Source organism: Aeromonas sp. QDB25 (genome assembly GCF_027707725.1).
Taxonomy (GTDB): Bacteria; Pseudomonadota; Gammaproteobacteria; order Enterobacterales; family Aeromonadaceae; genus Aeromonas; species Aeromonas caviae.
Map to the genome: position 1 here is coordinate 25,422 of NZ_JAPCIZ010000049.1, position 8,193 is coordinate 33,614.

6 protein-coding genes are annotated in these 8,193 nt (G+C 64.8%); 3 read left to right on the forward strand and 3 right to left on the reverse strand.

Annotated elements, in window-relative coordinates; all coding sequences use genetic code 11:
• Nucleotides 1–163 precede the first annotated feature (163 nt).
• A complete protein-coding gene (locus PG883_RS15995; protein WP_270807386.1) occupies nucleotides 164–1,345 on the forward strand; it encodes an aminotransferase-like domain-containing protein in 1,182 nt (393 codons plus the stop codon).
• A 63-nt stretch (nucleotides 1,346–1,408) separates the two neighbouring features.
• On the opposite strand, the gene PG883_RS16000 is transcribed toward PG883_RS15995, so the two are convergent.
• Nucleotides 1,409–2,950, reverse strand: coding sequence for an EAL domain-containing protein (locus tag PG883_RS16000; RefSeq protein ID WP_052815203.1), 1,542 nt, complete (start codon nucleotides 2,948–2,950; stop codon nucleotides 1,409–1,411).
• Between the two features lie 246 nt (nucleotides 2,951–3,196).
• Between PG883_RS16000 and PG883_RS16005 the strand changes: the two genes are divergently transcribed.
• Complete coding sequence (locus tag PG883_RS16005; RefSeq protein WP_270807387.1) at nucleotides 3,197–4,102, forward strand: TIGR01777 family oxidoreductase; 906 nt, start codon at nucleotides 3,197–3,199, stop codon at nucleotides 4,100–4,102.
• A 42-nt stretch (nucleotides 4,103–4,144) separates the two neighbouring features.
• On the opposite strand, the gene PG883_RS16010 is transcribed toward PG883_RS16005, so the two are convergent.
• On the reverse strand, nucleotides 4,145–6,586 hold the full coding sequence (locus PG883_RS16010; RefSeq protein WP_103858202.1) for an ABC transporter permease: 2,442 nt from the start codon (nucleotides 6,584–6,586) through the stop codon (nucleotides 4,145–4,147).
• A gap of 64 nt (nucleotides 6,587–6,650) precedes the next feature.
• Complete coding sequence (locus PG883_RS16015) at nucleotides 6,651–7,361, reverse strand: ABC transporter ATP-binding protein (protein WP_042016058.1); 711 nt, start codon at nucleotides 7,359–7,361, stop codon at nucleotides 6,651–6,653.
• Nucleotides 7,362–7,418: 57 nt separating this feature from the next.
• Here PG883_RS16015 and PG883_RS16020 point away from each other — a divergent pair, with 57 nt between their 5' ends.
• Complete coding sequence (locus PG883_RS16020) at nucleotides 7,419–8,027, forward strand: arylesterase (protein WP_103858194.1); 609 nt, start codon at nucleotides 7,419–7,421, stop codon at nucleotides 8,025–8,027.
• Nucleotides 8,028–8,193: the final 166 nt, after the last annotated feature.

The window sequence follows — 8,193 nt, forward strand, 5'->3', positions numbered from 1 at the left end:
TTGCGCCCCTGACCGGGGTCGGGACGATAAAATTCGGGCAGGTGCCAAACCTGCCCTTTTTTATGGATTTTTGTGACAGCCATTGCCTCATTTCTGAAATCTGATACAAACGGATAACCTGGCGGTTGAATGGAGCGACCGCCACCTAGTCAGAGAGAACCCTATGCAGCCGTTTTTTGCCCAGCGCTTCGAGAAGGTCGAGCCTTCCTTTATCCGTGAAATCCTCAAAGTTGCCGCCAATCCGGAGATCATCTCCTTCGCCGGCGGCCTGCCCAACCCTCATCTGTTCCCGGTCAAGGCCATCGAGCAAGCGTGCCAGGACGTGCTGCGCGAGCAGGGAGCCGCCGCGCTGCAATATGCCACCACCGAGGGATTTGCCCCGCTGCGCCAGTTCATCGCCGATCGCTACCTGAGCCGCCACGGCATGGCCGTCAATCCTGACAACATCCTCATCACCAGCGGCTCCCAGCAGGCGCTGGATCTGCTGGGCAAGGTGCTGGTGAACGAGGGGCAGGATCTCATCATCGAAGAGCCGGGCTACCTTGGCGCCATCCAGGCGTTCTCCGTCTATCAACCGAACTTCAAGCCCATCACCCTGGGTGAAGAGGGGCTGGATCTGGCCGCGCTGGATGCGCTGCTGGAGCAGGGCTCCAGCGCCAGGCTGCTCTACGGCGTGCCCAACTTCCAGAACCCGAGTGGTGTATCCTACAGCCGCGCCAACCGGGAAGCCCTGGCCGAGCGCCTGGTGCGCCACGATCTGCTGATGGTGGAAGACGACCCCTACGGCGAGCTGCGCTTCGAGGGGGAACACCTCCCTCCCATCGCCAAGCTGGCCCCCCACAACACCGTGCTGCTCGGGTCCTTCTCCAAGACGGTGGTGCCCGCCTTCCGCCTGGGCTGGATGGTGGTGCCGGACTGGCTGCGCAAGAAGGTCACCATCGCCAAGCAGGCCACCGACCTGCACAGCAACGCCTTCAGCCAGCAGGTGCTGCACCGCTTCCTGACCGACAACTCCCTCGACGCTCACCTGGAGAAGATCAAGGAGGTCTATGGCCGCCAGCGTGCCGCCATGGAAGCCGCCCTGACGCGCCACTGCCCGCCCGGCGTCAGCTACACCCGTCCCGAAGGGGGCATGTTCCTCTGGCTGACCCTGCCGCCCAGCGTCAGTGCCATGGCCCTGTTCGACGAGGCCATCAAGGAGAAGGTTGCCTTCGTGCCCGGCGCTCCCTTCTATGTGCGCCCCGAAATCCAGAACACCCTGCGCCTGAGCTTCTCCTGTGTGGATGAGGCGACCACGGAAGAGGGTGTTCAGCGTCTGTGCCGCGCCCTGGCCCGCATGCTCTGAGCCATCCGGCCATAAAAAAACCAGCGACCCGGTCGCTGGTTTTTTTTGCCTCGCGCTTGCCCCTCAGCGCCCCTGTGCTGCCAGTTGGCTGACAAACTCCTTCATGGGCATGGGCCTGCCAAACAGGTAGCCCTGCAGGAAGGTCACCTCGCGGGCCTTCAGATAGTCGGCCTGCACCTGATTCTCCACCCCTTCCGCCACCAGTTGCAGACCGAGCCGGGTCGCCAGATCGATGACGTTCTCCACGATGTGGCTGGAGAGCGCGTCCGACCCAATCATGCCGACGAAGCTCTGATCGATCTTGAGGAAGTCGACCTGGAAGGTCTGCAGGTAGGTCAGGCTGGAGTGGCCGGTGCCGAAATCGTCGATGGCGATGAAGACCCCGAGGGCATGCAGCTCGGCAAAGAGCCGGTCCGTCGTCTCGTCCGCCACGATGAGCTCGCGCTCGGTCAGCTCCAGCACCAGCTTGATGGGATTCCCCTTGAAGGCGTTGATGAAATCCCGGCAATCTTCCACCAGGCTCAGATCCTTGCAGTGGCTGGCGCTGATGTTGAAGCCGAAGTGGAACCCTCGCGGCAGATGGTGCGCCTTGCCCGCAAACTGTTCGCGCACCTGCGCCATCAGCAGCCGGGTCATGGGCACGATGAGACCACTGTCCTCTGCCAGGGGAATGAAGCGATCCGGCGAGATCATCCCCTGACGGGGGTGTTGCCAGCGCATCAGCACCTCGCAACCGCTCCATTGGCCGTCCTCCCCGTTCACCACGGGTTGCAGATAGGGGATGAACTCCTGCTGGGACAGTGCCCGTTTCAGCTCCTGGGCCGGCGAAGTCGAACGTCCCATCAGCCAGAAGACCGCCACCCCGAGCAGCAGGCTCAGCAGAGGATAAATAATGACGCCCACCTTGGAGTAGTCCCAGATGTGGGCACGGTACTCATCCACCGACACCGTGGTCACTACCTTGAACGGGTACCTGGTCGAGACCTGTTCGAGATAGCCATTGCGATCCTTGGGGATCAGCTTGTCGGTGAGTTCGCTGTTTCGCAGCAGCATCTCGTTGCCGACCACCAGCCCCAGTGGGGAGTTGCGGCTCAGCATGTCCAGGATGTTGAGCAGGTAGTAGCCGTCGACCCCCACCAGCACGCTGAACTCGCCCACCTCTTCCCGGTAGGCGATGAGGGGGCGATTCGGGGTGACCGGGTTGCCCTTCATCAGGTCGAGCCTGCCCCCGACATAGTCATCCAGTTTGATGCCGCCATCGACCGGGCCATAGAGGGAAGAGCAGTAGATCCGATCCCCCCTGGCCAGGTTGACGCTGCGCACATCCGGCACCGTGGCCACCTGATCCCTGAGCCCCTGCACCACCTCGAGACAGGGCCTGCCCAGGCTGCCGGTGAGGGCCGACGCCGCCAACTGGGCATTGTCCAGAGTGCGGTCGAACATGACCCTGGCATGTTCCAGGCGCGCCACCGCATCCTGTTTCACGCCGGTGGCGGTCTGCCAGATGACGATGACGAGCCCAAGGAGCATGGGCAACAGACCGGCCAGCAAGGCACAGAGCAGCCGGACATAGAATTGACGCACCTTCAAACGTCGAAATGGCATAACGGCCCTCATGAACATGGCGAAAAAGCGCTCGAGTTTACCCGCTGGCGCCCGTTTGGCAAGCCGGAATGAGCCCCTGATACCGCCGCGCCACGGCGCCCCCCCGTGGTCGCAACGCCCGGCAACCCCGTGGACAAAGGGGGCGGCGTCTTGGGAGACAAAAATCATAATGCTCATAAAAACAGGAGCTTGTCCATCGGGCACCCAGGCTCTAGAGTAGACCCTAGAGCGTCAGGGAGGCAGGACATGAAGATACTGATCACGGGGGGCACGGGGTTTATCGGCCGCCGTCTGGTGGCACACCTCAAGGTGGCGCACGAAGTAGTCGTGCTGACCCACCAGGGCAGCCGGGCCTACGAGCTGCTCGGCCACGATGTCACCCTGCTGGACAGCCTGGACAGGCTGGATCACCTCAATGACGTGGACATCGTCATCAACCTGGCCGGCGAACCCATCGCCGCCGGACGCTGGAGCGAGTCCCGCAAGCAGTTGCTCTGCAACAGCCGCTGGCTGCTGACCGAACAGCTGGTGGATCTCGTCAAACTATCCAGCACGCCCCCCAGATTGCTGCTCAATGCCTCCGCCATCGGCTGGTATGGCCGCCAGGATGACGCTCCTCTGGATGAAACATGCCAGAGCCCTCACGACGAATTCACCCACCGTCTCTGTCAGCAGTGGGAGCAGCTTGCCCAGCAGGCCCGCTCGGCCCAGACCCGGGTCTGCATCCTGCGCATCGGCCTGGTACTCGGCATGGAGGGGGGCGCCTTGCCCAGGATGCTGCCCCCTTACCGCCTCGGCCTCGGCGGCCCCATGGGCAGCGGCACCCAGATGATGAGCTGGATCCACGTGCAGGATCTGGTGCGGGCCATGCTGTTTCTCATCGAGCACGGCGAGTGTGACGGCATCTTCAACGGCACGGCCCCGCAACCGGTCAGCAATCGCCGGTTCAGCGAGACCCTGGCCGCCACGCTCCATCGACCGCACCTCTTCTTCGTACCGGCACCCCTCCTGCGACTCCTGATGGGAGAGGCGGCGGATCTGCTGCTCACCGGACAGCACGTGCTGCCCGCCCGCTTGCAGCAGGCCGGTTTTCACTTCAGCTTCTCGGCCCTGCCCGGCGCTCTGGACAATCTGCTGCACTCACCCCGTTGACCCAATGACACATCCCGACCGAGGTCGGGATGTGTCGAGCCATCAGAGCAGCCCCTGCCCCAGTCCCCTGAGCCGGTCGCTCAGGGTACCCGCCAGCAGTTGGCGGCGCATGCCCTGTCCAGCCAGGGTCACCAGCACGGCCCCAAGCAGGGGGAGTGCAGCCCAGATGGCCCAGTGGAACTGCCACTGCGCTCCCTCCCACCACCACTGCAGACCGAAGGAGCAGAGCTCCACCACCATGGCGGCGCAGAGCCCTGCCAGGGCACCGCTCGCCACCAGCTCCCAGCGCAGCATCTTCTCGAGCAGGGCGCTGCCCGCCCCCAAGGTGCGCATCAGCAGCAGCTCCCGGCGCCGATGGGCCATGCCGGCCTGGGTCTGGGTCAGCAGCACCAGCAGGGCGGCTACCGTCACCAGCCCGAGCATCAACCCCAGGGCGCGGCTCACCTGATCGGAGACCAGGGTGAGGCGGCCTATCAGATCCTCCACATCGATGAGGCTCACCGTGGGGTGGCGGCGGATGAGTTCCACCTCTGCCCCTCGCCCCTCAGGCGGCAGACGATAGCTGCCGAGCCAGGTCTGGGAGAAGGGGGCCAGCACGTCCGGCGAGAAGATCATGTAGAAGTTCGGCCTCATGTTGTCCCACTTGATGGACCTCAGGCTGGTCACCCTGGCCTCGAACGCCCGCCCCTCTATGGTGAAGCCGAGCACGTCTCCGAGCGCGATGCCGAGCCGTCCCGCCAGCGCCTCATCGACGGAGACCTCCCCCTTGCCGGCCAGCCATTGACCGGCAGTGACCTTGTTGTCGGCGGGCAGGGCCGATGTGGTGGTGAAGTTGAGCTCTCTGTCCACCCCCTCCCGCGCCGCATCCTCCCCCACCGCCTCACCAGCGATACGGGTCAGGCGCCCGCGCACCATGGGGTAGAAGTCCGAGGTGATGGCCCCGGCCCGGTGCAGATCGGCCAGGATCCCTTCCCGCTCGCTGTCCGCCACATTGACCAGGAAGCGGTTCGGGGCGTCGGCAGGCAACCGGGTGGAAAAATCCTCCAGCAGATCGACCCGCGCCGCCCACAGCAGCCCGAACAGCATCAGGGCCAGGGCGAAACCCGCCAGCTGGAACAGACCACTGCCCCGCTCACGGGAGAGGTGATTGATGGCCAGGCGCAGGGCATGGGGCCCCTTGAGCCGACTGCCAAGACGCAGCAGCACGGAGGCGAGCAGGGCCAGCAGCGCCATCAACACCCCCATGCCGCCGATGAGCCCGCAGGCCAGCCTGATGTCGGCGGTAAAGCCCCACACCAGGGCAAACAGCCCGATGAGCCCCACGGGCACCGTCAGCCAGGGAGGGATCCCCGCCTCCAGCTCCCGGCGCAGCACCCGCAGCGGCGGTACCTTGAGCAGCCTCAGGAAGGGGACGAACGCCAGCATCAGGGTGATGAAGAAGGCGACCGCAAGGCCCAGGGCGAAGGGTCGCCAGGAGGGGGGCGGCAGATCCGCAGGCAGCAGATCCCCCAGCAGGTTCAGGGTCAGCCACTGCATGGCGCTGCCCGCCACCAGCCCCATCAGGGCCCCCACCAGGGTCAGGGAGAACAGCAGGGTGCCCATCAGTTGCCACAGGGTGCGCCGCGAGGCCCCCAGGGTCTTGAGCAGGGCCACCATGTTGGTCTGGCGCTCGGCGAAATGGCGCACCGCTATCCCCATGGCCAGGGCGCCGAGCAGCACGCCGGCAAGGGATGCCAGACGGAAGAAGCGCTCGGCATTGCCCAGGGATTTCCCCACCTGGGTACCCTGATCGTCGGGTTTGACGAGCTTCTGCCCGGCGCTCAGCCTGGTGTTGAGCCAGGCCTCATAGCGGGCGATGGCGTCACGGGGCCCCTTGACGAGATAGCGCCACTGCTGGCGACTGCCCGGCAGCAGGGCCCCGGTCGCCTCGATATCGGCGCTGTGGATCAAGGCCCTTGGCGCCATCTGGAAGGGGCTGAACCCCTGATCCGGCTCCTGGCCCAGCTCCCCTGCCACCGTCAGCCGGGTGTTGCCGACCTCGAGTGCCTCCCCCACCTTGGCGCCGAGCAGTTGCATCACCCTGGCGGAGAGCCAGATCTCGCCGGGCGCCGGGGCGCGCTGGGGAGTGAGCTCCAGCTTGCCGTAGAAGGGAAAATCCCCGGGCACGGCGCGGATGGAGGCCAGTTGCAGGGTATCACCGTGAAACAGCATGCTGTTGAAGCTGACCGTGGTCTGCACGGCCAGCCCCTCCTGATGCGCCTGCGCCAGCCACTCTGCCGGTGCCGGCGTCGCGGAGCGCAGCACCCTGTCCCCTCCGATGAAATCCCGCCCGGAGGCCTTGAGCCCCACGTCCAGCCGATCCGCCACCAGAGCCACGCTGAGCACGCAGGCGACGCTCAGCGCCAGCGCCAGCACAAACCAGCGCAGCTCGCCGCTGAACCCTTCCCGGCGCAGCAGCTTCAATCCCAGTCGCCACTGACTCATGACGCCTCCCTCACCGTCCATGCTGCTGCCAACGATCCCCTGGTGCAGCTCTGTCTCCACTGACTCATGACAGCTCTCCCACCCTGGCCGCCATGACAGCCTGTGCCTCCAGCCGCCCGGCTGACATCACCAGCTGCCGCTGGCAGCGCTGGGCCAGCTCATGGTCATGGGTCACCACCACCAGGGTGGTGTTGTGCTCGCGGTTGAGACGAAACAGCAGTTCGATCACCGTCTCCCCTGTCTTGCTGTCGAGGTTGCCGGTGGGCTCGTCCGCCAGCAGCAGGCTGGGGCGGGTCATGAAGGCACGGGCAATGGCGACCCGCTGCTGCTCGCCGCCGGAGAGGCGCGGCGGTAGGTGGTGCAACCGCTCTCCCAGACCGACCTGGGCCAGCAGCTCCCGGGCACGGGGCTCGCTGTCGGTCTCCCCCCGCAGCTCGGCCGGCAACATGACGTTTTCCAGGGCGCTCAGGGTGGGCAGCAGCAGGAACGACTGGAACACGAACCCCACCTGCTCGGCCCGCAGCCTGGCGCGTCCCTCCTCGTCCAGCCGGGTGAGGGAGTGGCCGAGGATCTCTATCTCGCCGCTGCTCGGCAGATCGAGACCGGCCAGCAAACCGAGCAGGGTGGACTTGCCGGAACCGGACGCACCGACCAGCGCCAGCGTCTCGCCGGTATTGACTTGCAGATCGATCCCTTCAAGGATGGTGAGGCTTTCCTGACCGAGGCGAACGGTTTTACCGAGCCCCCTGACGGCGATAATGGGCGTTGAACTCATCTTGGGTATCCTGTTTGCCTGAACCTGTAATGACAATAGAACGTGGGAGTTGACTGCATGATGCGTCTCTTGTTTGCCGTGAGTTGCCTGTGCTGCTGGGCAGCGTCCGTCCAGGCCCAGACCCTGCTGGTACTGGGCGACAGCCTGAGTGCCGGCTACCAGATGCAGGCCGAACAGAGCTGGCCTGCCCTGCTCAATGAAAAGTGGCAGCAGCAGGGGGGAGAACACACCCTCATCAATGCCAGCATCAGCGGTGAAACGACCCAGGGCGGCCTGGCCCGCCTGCCCGCTCTGCTCGAAACCCACAAACCGGACTGGGTGTTGATCGAACTCGGCGCCAACGACGGGCTGCGGGGCTTTGCTCCCGCCATCACCCGGGCCAACCTGACCAAGATGATCGAGCTCGCCCGGGCGCACCAGGCGAAGACGGTGCTGACCCAGATCCTGCTGCCCCGCAACTATGGGGCGCGCTATCTGCAACAGTTCGAGCAGATCTTCCCGGATCTTGCGAAGGCCAACGACCTACCGCTGATGCCCTTCTTTCTGGATGATATTGTGCTGCGCCCTGAACTCATGATGAACGATGGACTGCACCCGACGGCCACCGCCCAGCCCCGGATCCGCGACAAGGTCGCCCGCTTTGTCGAGCCTCTGCTGACTCAGTAGCCCGGTGGCCGGGCCCCTGGCCCTTCCCCTTGCCCAGCAAAAAGCCCCGCAGTTGCGGCAATGCTGATCAGTTAAGGATCCATTGACCGATCCTTCTGCTGTAGGACAATCCGGAACCAATCACTGGTTCCGGATTTTTTATGTCTATTGCAAACGATCTGAACGA

Coding starts and splice junctions, on each gene's coding strand:
- PG883_RS16005 (WP_270807387.1), top strand. CDS start 3,197: ATGAAGATACTGATCACGGGGGGCACGGGGTTTATCGGCCGCCGTCTG.
- PG883_RS16010 (WP_103858202.1), bottom strand. CDS start 6,586: ATGAGTCAGTGGCGACTGGGATTGAAGCTGCTGCGCCGGGAAGGGTTC.
- PG883_RS15995 (WP_270807386.1), top strand. CDS start 164: ATGCAGCCGTTTTTTGCCCAGCGCTTCGAGAAGGTCGAGCCTTCCTTT.
- PG883_RS16000 (WP_052815203.1), bottom strand. CDS start 2,950: ATGCCATTTCGACGTTTGAAGGTGCGTCAATTCTATGTCCGGCTGCTC.
- PG883_RS16020 (WP_103858194.1), top strand. CDS start 7,419: ATGATGCGTCTCTTGTTTGCCGTGAGTTGCCTGTGCTGCTGGGCAGCG.
- PG883_RS16015 (WP_042016058.1), bottom strand. CDS start 7,361: ATGAGTTCAACGCCCATTATCGCCGTCAGGGGGCTCGGTAAAACCGTT.